The 18,782-nt window shown below is 45.8% G+C and carries 19 protein-coding genes; 9 read left to right on the top strand and 10 right to left on the bottom strand.

What is annotated here, in order from left to right; genetic code table 11:
* Window positions 1-72: 72 nt before the first annotated feature.
* Window positions 73-525, bottom strand: a complete 453-nt coding sequence (locus ACXAD4_RS28400; protein ID WP_475245485.1) for a hypothetical protein — start codon at window positions 523-525, stop codon at window positions 73-75.
* Between the two features lie 358 nt (window positions 526-883).
* Between ACXAD4_RS28400 and pdhA the strand changes: the two genes are divergently transcribed.
* The 3 genes from pdhA to ACXAD4_RS28385 are packed head-to-tail and all read left to right on the top strand — an operon-like array spanning window position 884 to window position 4,102.
* Window positions 884-1,972 (top strand): pyruvate dehydrogenase (acetyl-transferring) E1 component subunit alpha, encoded by a 1,089-nt coding sequence (gene pdhA, locus ACXAD4_RS28395; RefSeq protein WP_475245484.1) that lies wholly within the window; start codon window positions 884-886, stop codon window positions 1,970-1,972.
* Complete coding sequence (locus ACXAD4_RS28390; protein WP_475245483.1) at window positions 1,965-2,948, top strand: alpha-ketoacid dehydrogenase subunit beta; 984 nt, start codon at window positions 1,965-1,967, stop codon at window positions 2,946-2,948. The genes pdhA and ACXAD4_RS28390 overlap by 8 nt, the downstream gene beginning before the upstream one ends.
* Complete coding sequence (locus ACXAD4_RS28385) at window positions 2,945-4,102, top strand: dihydrolipoamide acetyltransferase family protein (RefSeq protein WP_475245482.1); 1,158 nt, start codon at window positions 2,945-2,947, stop codon at window positions 4,100-4,102. The genes ACXAD4_RS28390 and ACXAD4_RS28385 overlap by 4 nt, the downstream gene beginning before the upstream one ends.
* Window positions 4,103-4,179: 77 nt before the next feature.
* Here ACXAD4_RS28385 and ACXAD4_RS28380 read toward each other — a convergent pair whose 3' ends face one another.
* Window positions 4,180-5,520: a DEAD/DEAH box helicase gene (locus tag ACXAD4_RS28380; RefSeq protein WP_475245481.1), complete on the bottom strand. Its 1,341-nt coding sequence runs from the start codon at window positions 5,518-5,520 to the stop codon at window positions 4,180-4,182.
* A gap of 504 nt (window positions 5,521-6,024) precedes the next feature.
* On the opposite strand from ACXAD4_RS28380, the gene ACXAD4_RS28375 reads away from it, so the two are divergent.
* Window positions 6,025-6,360: a hypothetical protein gene (locus ACXAD4_RS28375; protein WP_475245480.1), complete on the top strand. Its 336-nt coding sequence runs from the start codon at window positions 6,025-6,027 to the stop codon at window positions 6,358-6,360.
* Window positions 6,361-6,434: 74 nt separating this feature from the next.
* Window positions 6,435-7,034 (top strand): DUF2238 domain-containing protein, encoded by a 600-nt coding sequence (locus ACXAD4_RS28370; RefSeq protein WP_475245478.1) that lies wholly within the window; start codon window positions 6,435-6,437, stop codon window positions 7,032-7,034.
* A gap of 54 nt (window positions 7,035-7,088) precedes the next feature.
* On the opposite strand, the gene ACXAD4_RS28365 is transcribed toward ACXAD4_RS28370, so the two are convergent.
* Together ACXAD4_RS28365 and galE are read right to left on the bottom strand one after the other, a co-directional pair.
* Window positions 7,089-7,850 (bottom strand): aspartate/glutamate racemase family protein, encoded by a 762-nt coding sequence (locus ACXAD4_RS28365; RefSeq protein WP_475245477.1) that lies wholly within the window; start codon window positions 7,848-7,850, stop codon window positions 7,089-7,091.
* 289 nt (window positions 7,851-8,139) lie between these two features.
* On the bottom strand, window positions 8,140-9,156 hold the full coding sequence (galE, locus tag ACXAD4_RS28360) for a UDP-glucose 4-epimerase GalE (RefSeq protein ID WP_475245475.1): 1,017 nt from the start codon (window positions 9,154-9,156) through the stop codon (window positions 8,140-8,142).
* A gap of 194 nt (window positions 9,157-9,350) precedes the next feature.
* On the opposite strand from galE, the gene ACXAD4_RS28355 reads away from it, so the two are divergent.
* The 4 genes from ACXAD4_RS28355 to ACXAD4_RS28340 all read left to right on the top strand — a co-directional run bounded on the left by ACXAD4_RS28355 (window position 9,351) and on the right by ACXAD4_RS28340 (window position 12,299).
* Entirely contained in the window at window positions 9,351-10,283 is a 933-nt protein-coding gene (locus tag ACXAD4_RS28355) for an alpha/beta fold hydrolase (RefSeq protein WP_475245474.1), read from the top strand.
* A 153-nt stretch (window positions 10,284-10,436) separates the two neighbouring features.
* Window positions 10,437-11,486, top strand: coding sequence for a GGDEF domain-containing protein (locus tag ACXAD4_RS28350; protein ID WP_475245473.1), 1,050 nt, complete (start codon window positions 10,437-10,439; stop codon window positions 11,484-11,486).
* A gap of 44 nt (window positions 11,487-11,530) precedes the next feature.
* Window positions 11,531-12,052, top strand: coding sequence for an NUDIX hydrolase (locus ACXAD4_RS28345; protein WP_475245698.1), 522 nt, complete (start codon window positions 11,531-11,533; stop codon window positions 12,050-12,052).
* 139 nt (window positions 12,053-12,191) lie between these two features.
* On the top strand, window positions 12,192-12,299 hold the full coding sequence (locus ACXAD4_RS28340) for a 3-ketoacyl-ACP reductase (protein WP_107297397.1): 108 nt from the start codon (window positions 12,192-12,194) through the stop codon (window positions 12,297-12,299).
* Window positions 12,300-12,323: 24 nt separating this feature from the next.
* Here the strand turns inward: ACXAD4_RS28340 and ACXAD4_RS28335 are convergent, their stop codons facing one another.
* The 6 genes from ACXAD4_RS28335 to ACXAD4_RS28310 are packed head-to-tail and all read right to left on the bottom strand — an operon-like array spanning window position 12,324 to window position 18,780.
* The gene (locus tag ACXAD4_RS28335; protein ID WP_475245471.1) at window positions 12,324-13,082 is read right to left on the bottom strand and encodes an SDR family oxidoreductase; all 759 of its coding nucleotides are present in this window, start codon (window positions 13,080-13,082) and stop codon (window positions 12,324-12,326) included.
* A gap of 28 nt (window positions 13,083-13,110) precedes the next feature.
* Window positions 13,111-14,022, bottom strand: coding sequence for a 3-hydroxyisobutyrate dehydrogenase (gene mmsB, locus ACXAD4_RS28330; RefSeq protein ID WP_475245470.1), 912 nt, complete (start codon window positions 14,020-14,022; stop codon window positions 13,111-13,113).
* Window positions 14,022-15,200, bottom strand: coding sequence for an enoyl-CoA hydratase/isomerase family protein (locus ACXAD4_RS28325; protein WP_475245469.1), 1,179 nt, complete (start codon window positions 15,198-15,200; stop codon window positions 14,022-14,024). The genes mmsB and ACXAD4_RS28325 overlap by 1 nt, the downstream gene beginning before the upstream one ends.
* 43 nt (window positions 15,201-15,243) lie before the next feature.
* Window positions 15,244-16,038, bottom strand: a complete 795-nt coding sequence (locus tag ACXAD4_RS28320; RefSeq protein ID WP_475245468.1) for an enoyl-CoA hydratase — start codon at window positions 16,036-16,038, stop codon at window positions 15,244-15,246.
* A gap of 24 nt (window positions 16,039-16,062) precedes the next feature.
* Entirely contained in the window at window positions 16,063-17,223 is a 1,161-nt protein-coding gene (locus ACXAD4_RS28315; protein WP_475245467.1) for an acyl-CoA dehydrogenase family protein, read from the bottom strand.
* A gap of 48 nt (window positions 17,224-17,271) precedes the next feature.
* Window positions 17,272-18,780 carry a CoA-acylating methylmalonate-semialdehyde dehydrogenase gene (locus tag ACXAD4_RS28310; protein ID WP_475245466.1) on the bottom strand — a complete coding sequence of 503 codons (1,509 nt, stop codon included), beginning with the start codon at window positions 18,778-18,780 and terminating at the stop codon, window positions 17,272-17,274.
* Between the last annotated feature and the right edge of the window lie 2 nt (window positions 18,781-18,782).

Below are 18,782 nucleotides of genomic sequence, written 5' to 3'. Positions count from 1 at the left end.
ATCGAAGTGTGAGTTGTGACACCATTATTGACGCTGTAATGCAGACGCAATGGCAATGACCGCTAATAAAACTCAAGGGTTTTGTTGCAGCTCCAAACGCTCTATATCACTGAAAAAGTTAATTATTTTCGCTCGGCTTACACTGTATTCAAAGTCAGTACCATCACAAAACGCATTGTTTGCTTGCAGCGATGGTGTCTTAATCTGAATAAACTCACAGGTGGCATGTTGCTCACAGGCCTGATTTCTTTCAGTTTGTAGCTGATCCCAATACGTCACAAAATGCTTTAAGGCAAAATCAAGTTGTTCATAATTTTCATCACTTAGTGAAGCCCGTAAACCGCCTAATTCTTCTTGCCTGTCAGACATAAAGGTTTTGAACGCATCATTGAGGGCACTCTCTTCGTTTTCGTAGCACTCATTTTGGATGTACAGTGTCTTCTGCTGGGCTATTTCACTTACATTTGCCTGTGATGAGCACGCAGACATCACTATCACCACGGCCAAGCAGCTATACCATTTCATACTGTTATCCCCGCAAGAAACAGCTCAACAATTCAATACACCACAACCATGCGGCATGAGATGCACTCTTTAATACAAACTTAAGTATGTGCGATAGCCTGAGCATTGCGCGGATAACTCATCAGGGTCTTAACACTAAAACACCCGTCTCGGAATCTTCTTACTGACAAATCAATCAAGTGTACCGATAAGTTTACTCCCCCTACAAAAACGACCACCTGCGAATGTTAACAATTTGATTACACTTAGTACTATCGAACGTCGCCTATCACACTAATGATATTTTCCACTGTTCCAACAGGCACGTTCTAGATTTTGCTGTCCGCCTCATTTGAGGCAGCACCAGAAGGAGCTAACGATGAATGTTCTGGCTATGCCGATGCATCGTTTCATCGATCATCGCGGTAAATTGGTTAATCCGCTCCCTGAATGGGCTGATCTTACAACCCTGAAAGGCTTCTATTGCGACATGGTATTAACCCGCACATACGATAATAAAGCTGTCGCCCTTCAACGTACGGGCAAACTGGGGACATACCCTTCTCACCTCGGGTCCGAAGCAATTGGTATTGCAGTTGGACGAGCGCTAAAAAAATCTGATGTCTTTATCCCTTACTACCGAGATCTACCCGCTTTGTGGGCTCGCGGTATTGGAATGGAAAAAAACCTCCAATACTGGGGCGGTGATGAACGCGGTAGCGATTTTTCACCTGATGATGCCCACTGCCGTGATTTACCTTTCTGCGTACCTATCGCCACACAGTGCACCCATGCCGTAGGCGTGGCTGCGGCCTTGAAAATTCAAGGTAACCACCAGGTTGCTCTAGTAACATGTGGTGACGGTGCAACGTCCAAGGGGGACTTTCTCGAATCATTGAACTGTGCCGGGGCATGGAATATTCCACTGGTATTCGTGATTAACAACAACCAATGGGCAATATCAGTCCCTCGCTCAATCCAATGTGGAGCAGAGTTACTTTCTGACAAGGCCAAAGGCGCCGGTATCGAGGGCATAACGGTCGATGGTAATGATGTCGTTGCCGTGTTCGATATCGTGACAAAATCTCTAGATCACGCCAGAAAGGGCAAAGGTGCCACTTTGATTGAAGCGGTTAGCTATCGCCTAAGCGATCATACAACAGCTGATGATGCCTCTCGCTACCGCAGTGACGATGAACTCCAGCAAGCATGGGAGTACGAACCCGTCAAACGCCTGAAAACATTCCTAATTGAACAAGGTGTTTGGTCTGAGCAAGATGATCTTAATTGGTTAACCCATTGCAAGGAAGTTATTGAAAAAGTTGTTGAAAAGTATCTCAACACCACACCGCAAGCACCTGAAACAGCCTTTGATTTCTTATATGAAGAACTCAGTGAAGATTTACTGAGCCAACGCGACACCATCATCAACAAGGCAATGCGCATGCAAGGGGGTAACCATGGCTGAAATTACTCTCCTCGATGCCGTGAACATGGCTCTGCATTACGAAATGGCACATGATCAAAATGTTGTTGTCTTGGGTGAAGATGTTGGCGATAACGGCGGCGTTTTCAGGGCAACTGTTGGCCTCAAAGAAAAGTATGGCTGTAAGCGTGTCATTGATTCCCCACTCGCAGAAGCCCTGATCGGTGGTGTCACCGTCGGCATGGCGACTCAAGGTTTACGCCCTGTGGCTGAGTTTCAATTCCAAGGCTTCGTATTCCCTGCGCTGGAGCACCTCGTATGCCATGCGGCAAGGATCAGAAACCGTACCAGAGGTCGCTTGACCTGCCCCGCCGTTTTCCGAGCACCATTTGGTGGTGGTATTCATGCGCCAGAGCATCACTCAGAAAGCGTAGAAGCTCTGTTTGCCCATGTCCCAGGTCTCACTGTGGTCATCCCTTCTTCACCGCAGCGTGCTTACGGTTTGTTGCTAGCAGCGATAAGAAGCAACGACCCGATCATGTTTTTTGAGCCTAAACGAATTTATCGTACGGTGAAGTCCAACGTTGTTGATAATGGCGAGGCCCTGCCACTCAATACTTGCTTCACATTAAGAAAAGGCCGTGATCTTACTTTGGTCACTTGGGGGGCATGTGTTGTTGAATCACTCCAAGCCGCTCAAACTCTGTCGGAAGTAGGCATAGAAGCTGAAGTAATAGATTTGGCCACTATCAAGCCACTTGATATGGCATCCATCATCAAATCTCTCGAAAAAACGGGACGACTACTTGTTGTCCATGAAGCGTGCAAAACATGCGGTGTGGGTGCGGAGATCATTACAAGAGTGTCTGAACAAGCCATGTGCCTGTTAAAAGCACCGCCTAAACGCGTTACAGGTACCGATACCATAATGCCTTATTACCGTAACGAAGATTATTTTATGATTCAGGAAGATGACATTGTTGATGCAGCGAAATCGCTGGTGGAGGGGTGGAAATGAAATCATTTAACTTACCCGACTTAGGCGAAGGGTTAGCTGAATCTGAAATTGTACAATGGCATGTCAATATCGGGGATTATGTCGAAGTGGATCAGGTCGTTCTCACAGTCGAAACAGCCAAAGCGACCGTCGAGGTCCCTGCCCCGTACAGCGGCACCATTGTGAGTCGCTATGGAGAAGCAGGCGATGTTATTGGCATCGGTAGTTTATTGTTAGAGATTGAAGAAGCCACAGCCTCTGTCACAAAAACTGCGACGACAAAAGAAGCAACACAGCAGAAGTCCGATGCAGCCACTGTCGTCGGCACCGTGGCGCAAGAAAGCCATGACATCAACGTCGATGAGTTTTGGGTGGGCAACACCCATCAAGAAAATAAAGAGCACCCATTAAGTGCGATGCCCTCTGCAAGGCTACTTGCTCAAAAGCTAGGTGTAGACCTCAATGCTATTAAAGGTAGCGGCCCTGACGGCGTTATTCTTGATAGCGATGTCTATAATGCCTGTGACAAACAACTGCCTGGTACGGAGGTTCTTAAAGGGGCTCGTCGTACCATGGTGGGGGCAATGGCCGAATCTCACCACAATATAGCCGCCGTTACCATCACTGAAGAAGCGAGCCTTGCACAATGGCTGCCAGAGCAAGATATTACTTGCCGGCTAGTCCAGGCAATCGTTGATGCCTGCCAGAAGGAGCCTGCACTAAACGCTTGGTTCGATGCAGAAACCATGACCCGCTGTTTACATCACACGGTTAATATCGGGATTGCTGTAGACAGTAAACATGGCCTTTATGTCCCTGTATTACGCCATGCTGATGAATTTAGCAGCAAGGGGATTAGGCAATGGGTGGATAAAACCGTAGCAGGGATTCGCGAACGAAAAATTGGCCGTGAGCAACTTCAACACGCCACCATTACCCTATCTAATTTTGGTGCGATTGCAGGCATATATGCCACGCCTGTCGTCACTCCACCTCAAGTTGCCATTATTGGGGCAGGTAGAATTATTGAAAAGCTAGTTCTCGACAACGGCAATGTGAAAGCCGTCAAAGTCCTCCCCCTTTCTATGACCTTTGACCACCGAGCATGTACGGGGGGTGAAGCGGCGAGGTTTGTAAAAGCGTTGGTAAACCACCTTCAACAACCCTCTGTTTAACCTCGTTTAATATTCTATAGGTAAAAAATGCCAGTCAAAGACTGGCATTTTTATCGATCAAGAATGTTTATCTAGAATTAATCTTCAGCCGATGGACTAGCAGGCTTTTTCTTTTTAGGGATAAAGACGTTATCTCCCACTGCCATGTTGTCGTAGAAGCGTTTGTCCATTTTCTTCTTAGCCTGTGGCTTAGCCTGAGTCTTCTTAGCCACCGGTTTCGCTGATGTCGGTTTCTTCTTAGTAAATTTCTTTTTCGGCGCAGGCTTCAATCCTTTGAACTTACCTTCAAGGCCTTCAATTGTTGTGAAGCTAATTGACTGCTGTAGGAAAGCTTCAACGTTCTTAAAGCTCTTCCAGTCTTTAGGGCCAACCAAAGAGATTGCGTCACCTTTGTTACCCGCACGGCCAGTACGACCGATACGGTGAACATATTCCTCAGCATGCTTTGGCATATCGAAGTTAATAACGTGAGATACTTTTTCGATATCCAAACCACGCGATGCAACATCAGTTGTCACCAAGATCTTATGACAGTCACGCTCGAACTGGCTCATGATGGCATTACGCTGAGTCTGGTTCATATCACCACTCAATGCGACTGCCTTCAGCTTACGCTCATTCAACTCATTGGTTAGACGATCGGTATCTGCACGGGTCGCCGTAAAGATAATCACCTGGTTGTAGTTTTCGGTTTCTAGCACCTTGTCCAGCAAAGCTTGTTTGTGGTCTAGGTGATCACAAAGGAAGAAGCGCTGAGTGATATCGGTATGCTCTTCTGCCGAGTGACCGATTGAAATACGCTTAGGTGCATTCAGCATATCGCTCGCAATACTCACAACGTCAGTGTGATCCAGCGTTGCTGAGAACATCATAGTCTGACGGCGACGGTGATTCGCTGCTTCGTGAATACGACGTAGTTGGGCTTCAAAACCAAGATCAAGCATACGGTCTGCTTCATCAAGGATAAGCATTTCAAGGCCATCCAGATACGTACTGCGGTGCTCAAGGTGATCGGCCAATCGACCTGGTGTTGCAATAACAAACATTGGATCTTTGCGAAGCGCTTTCACCTGATCGTTAAAGTTTTCACCGCCAACGATAAGTGCACCATCATATGGTGTACCGGCATTAAGAGTACGTAGCTGGGCAAATACCTGCTTGGCAAGTTCTCGGGTTGGAGTCAAAACGAGAACACGAGGATCACGACGAGTGAATGGTTTGCTACGATACATACGCTGCATAGCTGGCAACAAGAATGCCAGTGTCTTACCAGAACCTGTTTTTGACGAGGCCAAGATATCTTTGCCCAAGATGCCGACAGGTATTGCTGCTTTTTGAATTTCAGTTGGTTTATCGAACGCCAAATGATGAAGTTTTTTAATCAGGCGCTGGTCTAATCCAAGATCGTTAAATTGCAAAGTGATGCTCCGGTAATTGCCCAACTATGAGCAAGAATAATACAGTTCAAGCCTGCGTGACAGTCATCACACAGCGCTAAATTTGGTTAGCTAGGCATTGTACCACATTTCAAATTGCTAGCACCAAATTGATAGAGATTTATCGCCATTTCATAAAGATAACCAAGCACGACAGCCTTACCTCAGACCTAAAGCGGCCAAATAGTCGAACTTGTCGCAAAATGACCTGTCACTCTAGGACCAGCACAGGTAAAAAGTACATGAGCGCAGTCATGGAGTTAATTGCGCCTTATTGTTTACCCATTTTGTCTAACCAAGAACTCTTCTATGGGTATTGGCCTAAAGCTGGTTACCCCCATGCGAGATACCTGCTTCTCGCATGGGGCTTTTTCACAATCAATATGACTTGTCGCAAAATGACCTACATTCGGACTGACTTTTCATTTAGCTTGAACAACCATTTATCCCAAGCCAAACTTGTATCCCCTTCTCGACATGAAACTTATGAAGACTGAAACACCTTGGAAAAAATTCCGTTTGGAAAAAGTGCTTGAACCTGCCGAAAAAAAGAAACGAAGCCCAGGCAGAAAACAGCAGTCGTTCACACAACGTCGACTGATGGCAGCCAAATCCAGATTTGGTGAATTGGCGCACAAGCACCGTTTTTTAATCATCGAAACAGGGAAGCCAGATATTGAACTCAAATCGCCACCGAAAAGCCGAGGGATAGCTGAAATTACTTTATATTATGAAGACTGTGTCGCAAGGCTCGAAACCTCGGTGGCAGCCCTACAGCGGTTTAAAGAAAGCGCTACTTTGGATTGTAGTCGTACAAACTAGCCATCGATTCAGTTTTCCGTATCTTTCTTGTGCTAACCTTCAGGATAGATAGTTACATGTAGGATATTGAATTAATGACACAAATTCGAAGCCATGCCATACCTGTCACCACTTTCGTGATTGTCACCCTGATCATCATTTGGTCTGGCTTGGATCCTGTATTCCCGGATGTCTGGCTGGCTGAAATCATTCCTGTCGTCCTGATCCTAGCCCCATTGCTGATCACCTATCGCTTTTTCCAATTTTCGAATACGGCTTATATCCTGATTGCCATTTGGATGTCACTCCATACCATCGGCGCCCATTACACCTTTGCCAATGTCCCTTTTGATTGGTTTAACGAACTGATTGGTTCCCAGCGTAATAATTTTGACCGCGTTGCGCACTTCTCTATAGGGCTTTACGCATTTCCAATTGCTGAGTTCATGGTCCGCAAAGGTCATTGCAAGCCACTGGTGGCTACTATTTTTGCCCTAGCTACAATAATGGCTATTGCCGCTGGCTACGAGATTATTGAATGGTGGTATGCAGCCCTTGCTGGTGGAGATGCTGGTATAGAATTTCTTGGTAGCCAAGGAGACATATGGGACGCACAAAAAGACATGATGATGGACACACTTGGTGCTATCACCAGTTTAATCTTATTTTGGCTTATCAAACCCTACCGTAATTAAGTAATAATTACCCCAGCATCAAGCTGGGGTTTAACCAAACAATTGAGCATGAGTTTACTCAATGTTCATACGAGCCTTATATGCGATATATGCTGCGATATCTTCCTTACTCTTAATATCTTTTACATTTCTAATCTGTGTATCAGAAGCGAACCCATTCTCTATCAAGCTTTCAGCCTCTTTGTAGGCGTCAACAACGCTTATCGCTACAACTTCCATAGGGTCAATAAAATACACGTTAGGGAAATTATCTTGCAATTGGCTCCTCACTAACGGCAACTCAGTACAACCAAGAATGATGGTATCAACACCTTTAAGTTGTAAAGAACGGATAGCGTGGCTTAACAATTCTGCATTACTGTCAAAAACACCTGATTTAATACCCGCTTTTTCTCTTATCTCTTGACCACAATCCGTTCTTTCGCCAGTTTTTTTCCCGTAAATTGCACTGTGAACATAGTTCTCTTGTTCTTCAGGTTCAAGTTTAAAAAAGTGGATACCATCAAGATCTAAGTAGCTATCGTAAATGCCAGAATTGTAGGTGCCCGTAGTACAAAGTACCCCAACAACAGCATTAGGGTTTTTCTCTTTTATTACTTCTGTCGTTGCTTTTAGCATATCAACCAAGTAAACACTGGTTTGTGCCTGGACAGCTTCGCGGAAATAATGCGCTGTATTACAAGTCATTACGGCATAATTAACATTATTCTTTTCTAAGATTTTTGCCGACTTGACCATTTCGGGAACAGGATCCTTCCCGCCTTCATTAATTGCTTCTGAACGATCTGGGATATCGGGATTTTTCACGACTAACATGCCCATGTGATCCTGATCTTTCAACGCTCCTTGGGTTATCTCCTCTTTTGCTACGATATCCTGAAATAGTGCATCCGCTTCAGGCCCCCATATTTCCCATTACACCAAACACAATTTCCTTCATCTTCATCCTCAATTTATTGCAAGTGTATTGTCTTGCAGTGAGAATATGATGAGTTCATTCATATGATGAATCGTATAAGATGGATGCCATCATCAGTTGCTAATAACATAAAAAAACTGCCATCATAGCGATGGCAGTTTAGAAGTTACACAATATAATTGGCTTTTATAAGTCAGGATAACCTGTTGGGTTAGCAGACTGCCAACGCCAAGTATCTGCAGTCATATCTTCAATGGTACGTGTCGCTTCCCAGTGTAATTCAGCTTTCGCTTTAGCAGGGTCTGCCCAACACTCTGCAATATCACCTGGGCGACGTGGTGCAATTTTGTATGCAACGTCAACACCCGCAGCAGTAGAGAAGGCTTTAACCATCTGCAATACACTGAAGCCATTACCTGTGCCTAGGTTGTAGATATGCAGGCCTGCTTCTTTGCCTTTGTGGTTCAAAGCTGCCAAGTGACCATCAGCCAAATCAAGTACATGGATGTAATCACGAACACCGGTACCGTCTACTGTTGGGTAATCGTCACCGAAAACAGACAAGTATTCACGGCGGCCGACCGCTACCTGAGAAATAAACGGCATCAGGTTATTTGGGATACCCTGTGGATCTTCACCCATCTCACCACTTTGGTGCGAGCCAACCGGGTTGAAGTAGCGCAGCAGAGTAATGCTCATTTCAGGATGCGCTTTTTGAATATCTGTCAGACACTCTTCAACCATCAACTTACTGCGGCCATATGGATTAGTCGCGCTAGTTGGAAAGTCCTCGGTAATTGGCACACTCGCCGGGTCGCCATAAACCGTGGCCGATGAACTGAAGATTAAGCTGTTCACACCGGCAGCACGCATTGCTTCAACAAGTACCAATGTCCCGTGGACATTGTTGTCATAATATTCCAGCGGCTTTTCTACCGACTCACCCACGGCTTTTAGCCCTGCGAAGTGAATAACCGATTCCACTTCATTTTCAGCCAACACCTTGTCCAGGAAAGCACGGTCACGAATATCACCCTGATAAAAAGCTGGAGTAACCCCCGTCAGCTTTTCAATTCGAGCCAATACTGTTTTCTTACTGTTGTATAGGTTATCGACAATAATTGGTGTCATACCTGCTTCAATCATCTGAACACAAGTGTGGCTGCCAATGTAACCCATACCACCGGTGACGAGAACTCGCATGCTTTTCTCCCTTTGAGTGAGGATTTACTCAAACAATCTTAGTTAAACTGCGCATAAAGTATCATAACTATCTGGAAAATAAAGCAAGGATCACATTACATGAGCAATTTGCGAGCAATAATTTTTATACTTTAGCTGATAATAAAACAGCATATAATAGATTCGTTCAAATTTCTGGGAATGGAGAAGTTCTCGTGCTCGCGCAGTTAAACCGCCAACTTATTAAGTTTATTACCATATTTCTTGCACTCATGATCCTCAATGGTTGTGAGCTGGTGCAATGGAAAGAAAACCATGACCACGACCAACTGTATGCTCAAGGCTTCCAAGAGCATATCCTCAACTTAAATGAAGGTGGTCAACTCAAATACTGGGCTGGTGGTTCGGGCAAGCCTTTGTTGTTGATTCACGGATTTGGCGGTACTGCAGTCGCGACCTGGAAAGAAGAAATGCTCGAGTTAAGCAAACATTACCAAGTGATTGCCCCTGATCTTGCATGGTTTGGCCAATCTTACAGCATGGGCACCCCCAACCTTACAACGCAAACTGACACCATTTGGCAACTACTGGATGCACTTAAGATTGATAAAGTGAATGTGGCGGGGATTTCTTACGGTGGCTTTATTACCTACAACATGATGATGCAACCGGAAAGAGTGGAAAAAGGAATAATTATTGCTAGCCCAGGTCCACTCTTTAGCGATGAAGATCTCGAAGAGCTATGCCAAAGAGCTGGTGTAGAAAAACCTGAACAGCTTTTTGTCCCGACCAATAGTGATGAAGTTAGACGTCTGTTCGACAATGTTTTCTATGAGCCGAAAAAAATGCCTGATTTTGTCGCCAACCAAATTTACAGCAGCTATTTTTCCCCTTATAAAAAAGAAAAAGAACTTTTAATACAATCTCTTGTGGATGACAGAGCGCGAATCGCCAATGCCAACACTAAAGAATTTCCGCCTACAATGATAATTTGGGGTGATAGCGATAAAATTTTCCCGCTGAAAAACGGTATCGAACTCAGTAAGCATCTAAGTTCTGCCATTGTCGTTCTCCCTGAAACGGCTCACGGCGTCACCAATGAGCAACCCGACACTGTCTCTAAACTATTGAAAGTATTCATTAGTTAAATAGTGCAAGCAATGATTATCACAGATCAACAAATTACATTTTTTACGCAAGAAAATTAGACAAGGTTCTCACCTTCTATTAAGCTAACCCAGTCAATGCGCACGGTTGCGTATTGACTGGATTTTCGCTTTACCAAGGGATGACCTTTTGCCATGACTATGGTTTTCAAGAGCCACCAACTACAATCTGATAATCACGCCTATATCGAACTTAGCAAGGAAACGCTGAAAAGGCAGTTGTCCATCCTCTTTCCCGTCGCCGGTATCATTTTTCTTATCATTGCATTTTCTTATTTCGTTGCGACGAACTCTCTATGGCTGACAGGCCAAGCGCTTTTCGGTGCCCTACTTTGTCAGCTCCTTGCTGCATTAAATAAACGTTCTGAAATTCCACGTGTGTTGATATGGGTGTTTATCATCTATACCACTGCAAATTGTATCTCGGGGTTTTATACCGATGGCCCCAACTTACTGAACAATACCATTGCACTTACGATCCCGCTTTTATGCTTTTTTACGCTAAGACATCAATATGCATACTGGTATAGCTTGTTGTTTGGCTTATATTACGTTGTCATGAGTGCAGATGAGTACTTTCAGAAACACCTGCAGATCAACGAAGCACTGCAGAATATCAGTGCCTACGCCATGGTACTTGTGATGGCATATTTGTTGGCTCAACATCGTAATGAAGCCATCAATAGGGTAAAAGTGACAGCTAAAAAAGATTTTCTTACTGGTTTACTCAACCGAAAAGGCCTAGAGGAACAATACCTTCACCAAGCTTATCGTTGTAACCGCTACCTGAAAGATTTTTCTCTTGTACTTGTTGATATTGATGGACTAAAAGACATTAACGATAGATTTGGCTTGGAAGTCGGCGATCAAATTCTGATCATGGTGTCACAGTATCTAAAGCAGCATCTAAAACCCTTGGACAGCCTAGCGCGGATGGGAAGCGGTGAGTTTTGTCTTCTCCTCCCTGATACATCACAATCAGATGCTGAACTCATTGCCTTGAAACTCATACAAGAGATAAAAAACTGGCAACTAGAATTGGATAATGGACAGCAAGTTTCGGTCACAGTGAGTATTGGCCTTACGCTTGTTGAATATCAAAATTTCAGCCTCGACTACATAAAGGCAGACAGCGCCTTACTGAGAGCAAAAAACTGGGGCAAAGATCAAATTGCGATCAGCTAACAAAGCACTTACGCTAGAAACAATTACAAAACGGGTACTCAATGATGACAACTAAAACCCTTTGCCAGTGGAAATGTTTCTCTGTTGAACAATCTCAGCATACTTTACCTGACGGTAGGGAAATTGACTTTACCACCGTCATACATCCGGGAGCGGTGATAATCGTGCCTATTGATGAGGCTGGAAATTTAATAATGCTCAACCAGTATCGTCCCGCGATCAAGGATTGGATACTGGAGTTCCCTGCCGGCACACTGGAAAGCAATGAAGATATTTTAGGCTGCGCTCAACGTGAACTGGCTGAAGAAACGCAATTGAGTGCCCGGCATTGGCATAACCTCGGTGAGCTTTTCCCTGTTCCCGGTTTTTGCGACGAAGTGCAGTATTTATTCTTAGCCTCACTGCTAAAGCCTTGCCAAGCGCAATGTGATGATGATGAAGTTATCGAAGTAGTCAAAATGACACCGGCAGAATTTCTCAGTAAAGTCGCTGAAAACGAGATCAAAGACGCCAAAACATTAGCCGCTTTTCTCAAGCTACAAGCCATGGGGCTGTTGCCCACTTAGGCTAAAATAGGCGCTATTGGTTGAAGACGTCACAGCTTAGCGAATTGTAATGAAACATTGCTAGTGAGAATACACTATCGCATTTTACTGCTAGCTGTGGCATCTTGCTGCCAAATACATTCTTATGATGATGTCAGCTATGGATAAACTCTTTTCACTTCTCAATAAGTTCGCTTCGATTGTTGCAATGCTTATGTTCGTTATTGGCGGCGGCATGGCGCTATTCGTGTTCTTTTATGGTCCTTAAATAGCAAACACATATTTAAGGCCGTTACATCCGCATGCCACCATCTATTTCTAGAACGCGCCCGGTAAAATAGTCGTTTTCAAAGATGTATTTCACGGCGTGGGCTATCTCACTTGCCTCCCCCATACGACCAACCGGTATCATGGATTTGAGCCTTTCAATGGCTTCAGGTTTTAGCTGCGTAGCCATAGCTGTTTCTACCACTCCAGGTGCAATAGCAGCAGCTCTTATCCCATAACGAGCGAGTTCTTTCGCCCAGCAGACAGCCATGGTTGCAACCGCCGCTTTTGATGCCGCGTAGTTGGTTTGTCCAATATTACCTGCTCTTGCGACACTGGATATATTGATGATTGCACCCGAGTTACCCGCCTTCACCATGCTAGCGGCAGCTTCCCTTCCACACAGAAATGTTCCAGTGACATTGACATCCATGACGGTTGTGAACTGCTCGAGAGACATTTTCTCTATGCTGTCATCTTTGGCTTTAACCAGTAACCCATCCCTCAACACCCCGGCATTATTCACCAAGCCATTGAGCTGGCCAAAGTCCTCTATGATATTTTCAAACACCGCAATGACTTGCTGCTCATGCGTCACATCAGCCAAGTAGGTTAATGTTTTTGCACTGAGCATTTGGCACTGCTGTTTAGTTTCATGCAGTCCGTCTTCATTCATATCAATCAATGCAAGTTCGGCACCGGCCTGTGCTAGGCTTATCGCCATCATTTGACCAAGGCCTTGCCCTGCCCCAGTAATGGCAATGACACTCTGTTTTAAGTCCATAGTTCCCCCTAACAACATGTGCTTATCGTTATTGTTCTTTTGATTGCTTGCGATAAAACTCAAACAAACTAGAGAAGTCTTTTAATTCGTTTCCATCCGCGTTATGAAAAGCATATAGATTACGGGCTAACGTCCCCATAGGAATGGGCGATTGACTGCTTGTTGCGGCTTCCAGCCCCAAACCTAAATCTTTGAGCATTAACTTAGCCATAAAGCCTGGCTGATATTGATTTGAAGCGGGTGCTTTCTCCATAATTCCCGGACATGGGTTATAGAGTTCCAGCGCCCAGTTACGGCCTGAGCTTTGAAGCATGATCTCTGATAATACTTTTGGATCTAATCCGTTATCCATACCCAAGCTCAATGCTTCGCAAGTGCCTGACATTAAGATCCCCAACATCAAGTTGTTGCAAATCTTCGCCATCTGTCCATCGCCAGCCTTACCGGCATGAAAGATATTTTTGCCGACAAACTGCAACACAGCCTGCGCTTGCTTGAAACCATCATCCGTACCACCAACAATGAAGGTTAACGTACCAGCTTGCGCCCCAGCCACACCGCCAGATACCGGTGCGTCAACAAACTCAAACCCTTTGGAATGTGCTTCTTGTGCCACCAGCCTTGCAGAAGCCGGCTCAATAGTGGATGAATCGATAAGGAAAGTGCCTTCATCAACCATTCGCAGTAAGCCAATACCACCATCATGATCGCCTAAGTATACCGCTCTGACGTGCTCGCCCGCAGGCAGCATAGTTATCACCGTTTCTGCCCCTTTGACACATTCTTCCATAGTGTTGGCAACCGCTGCGCCTTCAGCTTTCAATGATTCCGCCGCTGCGGTATTGATATCAAACACTGACACCTGACAACCAGCTTTGAGCAAGTTCAACACCATTGGGTGACCCATGTTGCCAAGGCCAATAAAAGCAATATTCATCATTATGCTCCTTCAAGTGAATCATCAAGCCCCAGACGATATAGCGGGTGTTCATTATCCGCCCACAGTGGGGTAAACAAAGTATCAATAACTGCTGGATCAACACTGTCGATATTAGGGAAGAGCCATTCAGGTTGGTTGGTTTTCTCAATGAGCCGAGATTTAACGCCCTCATAGAATTCACCCAACTCTCCGCTGCGAACAGATAAAGTCAGTTCGAGCCTGAAGCAATCAGCTAGCGATTCATAATGGAATTGAGTGAGTTGCCGGTAGCAGATATGAGCCGTGATAGGACTCCCTTCTTTCAACGTCTGCTTTGCCCTTCTCAGCCACTTTCCTTCCCCTTCATCAACGGGCTCAGCCATGGCTTGAATTTGATCATAGATCTCCGATAAAGACCCATATTGGCATGCCGCTTGGATCGCAGGCAAAAACGGTATCAGCTCATTACTCGGATGTGAGTACATCGCCTTCTTACCGAGTTGTTCGAGCAACTCAGTCACACCTTGATGTGGTTCCACATCTTCCCAGCTCACTGCTTGAAGGTTTTCGAAAAGGGCCTCTTTCTGCTCAGGCGATAAAATATGCTCTGACAGCGACAAGGCGAGCGCATCGGTGGCATTAACGGTTGCCCCCGTTAACCCAAGGAATAAGCCAACACCTTGCGGCAAATGATTAAGAAACCAAGTGCCCCCCACATCAGGATATAAGCCAATACTAATTTCTGGCATGGCAAGCTTTGTCTTCAGGGTAGTGATCCTGTGGCTAGCACCGATATATAACCCAATGCCGCCCCCCATCACGATCCCCTGCCCCCATACAATGACAGGCTTGCTGTAAGTATGAATGAGATAATCAGTCTGATACTCAACAGTGAAGTAATCCGTCAAATAGCCAATAGCATGGAACTTACTATCAGGATGTTCAGAAGACTTTGCCTCATGCATAACGTGGTACATTGCCCTGACATCCCCACCCGCACAAAAGGCTTTATCTCCCACACCATGGATCACAACGCCAACAATATTCTGATCATCCTGCCAGTGGCGAAGAGCCTCATTGAGCACAACCAACATCTCGTAAGTAAGTGCATTTAAAGATGCGGGATTATCAAGTTCCGCCACACCAAACTTGAGCCCGCCTCCGCAATCAAGTTCACTGATATTCACCATGCCTGACATCTTCTCCCCCTAAAACTTGTAAAGCGCCTCTGATTATTAATTTTTACCGGTTCTTCCACTCAGGTTTGCGCTTCTCTAAAAAAGCGTTCACCCCTTCGGTTTGGTCTTCTGTGTCAAACAGTTTCATGAAAAGCTCACGCTCTTTAACCAAGCCGTGTGTCAATGGTGAATGGCGACAATTTTGGATAAGAGACTTGCATGCAGCCACAGAAGACGGTGATTGATTTTCGACATCAGTTGCCATTTGCATTGCGCATTCCAATGCCTGACCTGACGCCACCACTTCTTCAACCAAACCGATCTCCAACGCCTGTGACGCCGTCACTCTTTCTCCACAAAGGATAATGCGTTTTGCCCAGCCTTCGCCTACTAACCAAGTCAGGTTTTGAGTCCCACCCGCACAGGGCAACAAGCCAACTTTTGCCTCAGGCAATGCCAAGCTCGCATGTGCTTCTACGATACGGATATCACAAGCCAAAGCCACTTCTAAGCCTCCCCCCATGGCGTAACCATTAATTGCAGCAATGGATACCCCGCGAAATTGGCTCAGATTCTCAAAAGCCTCACCGAATGCCTGCGCCATGCCTAAGGCAACCGCTTTGTCTCCATCAGCAAACAGGTTCAAATCTGCGCCGGCAGAGAAAAACTTCTCCCCTTGCCCTGTAATTACCAGTGCATAAACAGCCTCGTCCTCATTAAGCTTTAGAACTGTATCTCTCAGAAGGTTAAGACTCTCTTTTGTCCAGGTATTGGCTGGTGGGTTATTCATGGTCAAAACAGCAGTGTGGCCACTTATTTCAATGTCGATAAAACTCTCTGAGTTAGCTTGGTCTGACATGAGGTTTATCCCTCTTGTTAAGCATTAAAGGAGTCGGCAGCCTTCGCTGAGTACCCGGCGGGCAATAATGAGGCGCATAATTTCGTTGGTACCTTCAAGGATTTGATGCACCCTGACATCTCGGAAGTATCGTTCAAGCGGATATTCCTTGATGTAGCCGTAGCCACCATAGAGCTGCAGGGCATGGTCACAGATCTTAAAGCCAACGTCGGTAGCAAACCGCTTAGCCATTGCACAATAAGCCGTTGCCTCTGGAGCTTTTTGATCCAGCTGATAGGCGGCATAACGCACTAACTGTCTGGCGGCAACTAGTTCTGTTGCCATATCTGCAAGCTTGAACTGTACCGACTGAAAATCTGATAATTTTTGGCCAAACTGTTTACGTTCACCCACATATTGGATGGCTTGGTCTAGCGCCTGCTGGGCAGTACCGATTGAGCAGGTTGCAATATTGATCCGCCCTCCATCCAACCCTTTCATTGCAAACTTAAAACCATCGCCTTCATTGCCAAGTAAATGGCTAGCGGGTATTCGAACATCATCAAAGGTCACAGCTCTTGTTGGCTGACTATTCCAACCCAGTTTTGGCTCTTTGCGCCCATAACTGATCCCCTTGGCATCTGCTGGGACAACAAAAGCCGAAACACCTGATGCCCCCTTTTGGTTGATATCCGTTCTTGCCATCACAACCAAAACATCGGTGTCCCCTGCGCCGGAGATAAACGCTTTTGCTCCCCTAAGCACATACTCTCCACCTTGCTTAGTTGCCGCTGTTGTTAATGAAGCGGCATCTGAACCTGCATTTGCTTCTGTTAGGCAATAGGAGCCCAAGCTGTCACCTGTAACCAGCAACGGGCAATATTGTTGTTTGACTTCATCAGAGGCAAAACTGGCTATCATCCACGACACCATATTGTGGATGGTCATATAGGCGGTTGTTGATGTACAGCCCATCGCGAGCTGTTCAAAAATAATTGAGGCATCCAATCTAGGAAGCCCCATACCGCCATGCTCTTCAGGGACGTACAGACTTAAAAATCCCATTTCACCGGCTTCTTTAAGCACGTCTTTGGGAAAGATTTGCTTTTCATCCCACAGGGCAGCATTAGGGGCGAGTTTGTCTTGTGAAAACTGACTCGCAGCTTCTGCAAAGGCGCGTTGGTCTTCTGTCAACGAGAAATCCATATCAGCTCCTTATTAAAGGCACTATTGACTGATTTTGAGTCAATGGAATTAGCGCAGGTGTATGGTCATATTCGGTCCGTCAGGAATGTCTTCATCAAACCAGCGCGCAGTCACTGTTTTAGTCTCGGTGTAAAACCGTACTGCTTGTTTTCCGTAAGCATGCAAATCGCCATAAAAGCTGCCTCTCCATCCTGTAAATGAAAAGAAAGGTAGAGGCACCGGAATCGGCACGTTGACCCCAACTTGGCCTACTTGAATTCGATGCTGGAATTTTCTCGCCGCCGCGCCACAGGCCGTAAAAATAGATGTGCCGTTACCATAAGGGTTGTTATTTATTAAGGTAATTGCTTCATCTAGAGTTTCGACGGCAATACAAACCAATACAGGTCCGAAGATTTCCTGCTGGTAAATCGCCATATCTGTCGACACACCACTAAACAAGGTTGGCCCGAGCCAGTTACCGTCTGGGTAGCCATCTACCTGACAATCTGAACCATCGACTTCACAGGTAGCGCCTTGCTGCTTACCTTGCTCAATAAGGTTGAGCACACGCTGTTTAGCTGCTGGGCTAATTAATGGCCCGTACGCTGCATTACTATCATCGGAGACACCCGGTTTGACTTTTTGCATCGCTGCTTTTAGTTCAGGAATGATTTCACTGGCATTACCCACCAGCACGGCAACCGAGATCGCCATACAACGCTGCCCCGCGGCGCCAACCGAAGAGCCAACCAAGTGATTGACGACCTGCTCCATTTTGGCATCAGGCATGACCACCATATGGTTCTTTGCACCTGCAAAAGCCTGAACCCGTTTAAGGTGCTGAGTACCGGTTTGGTAGATGTGCTTCGCAACAGGTACCGACCCGACAAATGATATGGTGCGAATGTCCGGGTGTGCCAGCAGATAATCCACTTGCTCTTTGCTGCCGTGAACAATTTGCAGTACACCCTGCGGCGCCCCGGCTTGTTCAAACAGTTCAGCGAGACGCATCGCGGTAAGTGGAACTTGCTCTGACGGTTTGAGGACAAAGGTGTTACCTGCAGCAATCGCCATCGGGAACATCCATAGGGGGATCATTGCCGGGAAGTTGAACGGGGTAATACCGCAACACACCCCAAGCGGTTGGATCAAAGAGTAGCTGTCTATATCACTGGCAACATTCTCAACCGTTTCACCCATCATCAAGCTGGCAATATTGGCAGCTTGTTCAACCACCTCAATCCCCCGCCAGACATCGCCTTTAGCATCAGCAAAATTTTTGCCGGTTTCGCTGGAAAGCAGCTTCGCCAGCTCATCATGATGGTCTTTCAATAACTGCTGATACGACAACATCAAACGGGCACGCTCGGGTACCGGTACTTCTTTCCATTGCTCGAAAGTAGCACCCGCGCTGGAAATAGCCGATTCCAATTCAGGTTCAGTCGCACATGGAACATTGGCGATTACAGCGTTGGTTGCCGGGTTTGTTACTTCTATCCATTGATTAGAAGACGAATTGACGAATTCTCCGTTGATATACAGCGGAACAGGAGAAATAGGATTTGCATCGTTCATAT

Source organism: Photobacterium sp. AWH4_225 (genome assembly GCF_056158405.1).
This window is presented reverse-complemented; position numbering and strand designations above follow the sequence as displayed.

Excerpts from the sequence above, each read along its gene's own strand:
- ACXAD4_RS28310 (WP_475245466.1), bottom strand. The coding sequence starts at position 18,780 with ATGAACGATGCAAATCCTATTTCTCCTGTTCCGCTGTATATCAACGGA.
- mmsB (WP_475245470.1), bottom strand. The coding sequence starts at position 14,022 with ATGATGAATATTGCTTTTATTGGCCTTGGCAACATGGGTCACCCAATG.
- ACXAD4_RS28365 (WP_475245477.1), bottom strand. The coding sequence starts at position 7,850 with ATGTTAGTCGTGAAAAATCCCGATATCCCAGATCGTTCAGAAGCAATT.
- ACXAD4_RS28320 (WP_475245468.1), bottom strand. The coding sequence starts at position 16,038 with ATGTCAGACCAAGCTAACTCAGAGAGTTTTATCGACATTGAAATAAGT.
- ACXAD4_RS28370 (WP_475245478.1), top strand. The coding sequence starts at position 6,435 with ATGACACAAATTCGAAGCCATGCCATACCTGTCACCACTTTCGTGATT.
- ACXAD4_RS28390 (WP_475245483.1), top strand. The coding sequence starts at position 1,965 with ATGGCTGAAATTACTCTCCTCGATGCCGTGAACATGGCTCTGCATTAC.
- galE (WP_475245475.1), bottom strand. The coding sequence starts at position 9,156 with ATGCGAGTTCTCGTCACCGGTGGTATGGGTTACATTGGCAGCCACACT.
- ACXAD4_RS28315 (WP_475245467.1), bottom strand. The coding sequence starts at position 17,223 with ATGGATTTCTCGTTGACAGAAGACCAACGCGCCTTTGCAGAAGCTGCG.
- ACXAD4_RS28335 (WP_475245471.1), bottom strand. The coding sequence starts at position 13,082 with ATGGACTTAAAACAGAGTGTCATTGCCATTACTGGGGCAGGGCAAGGC.
- ACXAD4_RS28400 (WP_475245485.1), bottom strand. The coding sequence starts at position 525 with ATGAAATGGTATAGCTGCTTGGCCGTGGTGATAGTGATGTCTGCGTGC.
- ACXAD4_RS28325 (WP_475245469.1), bottom strand. The coding sequence starts at position 15,200 with ATGTCAGGCATGGTGAATATCAGTGAACTTGATTGCGGAGGCGGGCTC.
- ACXAD4_RS28345 (WP_475245698.1), top strand. The coding sequence starts at position 11,531 with ATGACAACTAAAACCCTTTGCCAGTGGAAATGTTTCTCTGTTGAACAA.
- pdhA (WP_475245484.1), top strand. The coding sequence starts at position 884 with ATGAATGTTCTGGCTATGCCGATGCATCGTTTCATCGATCATCGCGGT.
- ACXAD4_RS28340 (WP_107297397.1), top strand. The coding sequence starts at position 12,192 with ATGGATAAACTCTTTTCACTTCTCAATAAGTTCGCTTCGATTGTTGCA.
- ACXAD4_RS28350 (WP_475245473.1), top strand. The coding sequence starts at position 10,437 with ATGACTATGGTTTTCAAGAGCCACCAACTACAATCTGATAATCACGCC.
- ACXAD4_RS28385 (WP_475245482.1), top strand. The coding sequence starts at position 2,945 with ATGAAATCATTTAACTTACCCGACTTAGGCGAAGGGTTAGCTGAATCT.
- ACXAD4_RS28375 (WP_475245480.1), top strand. The coding sequence starts at position 6,025 with ATGAAGACTGAAACACCTTGGAAAAAATTCCGTTTGGAAAAAGTGCTT.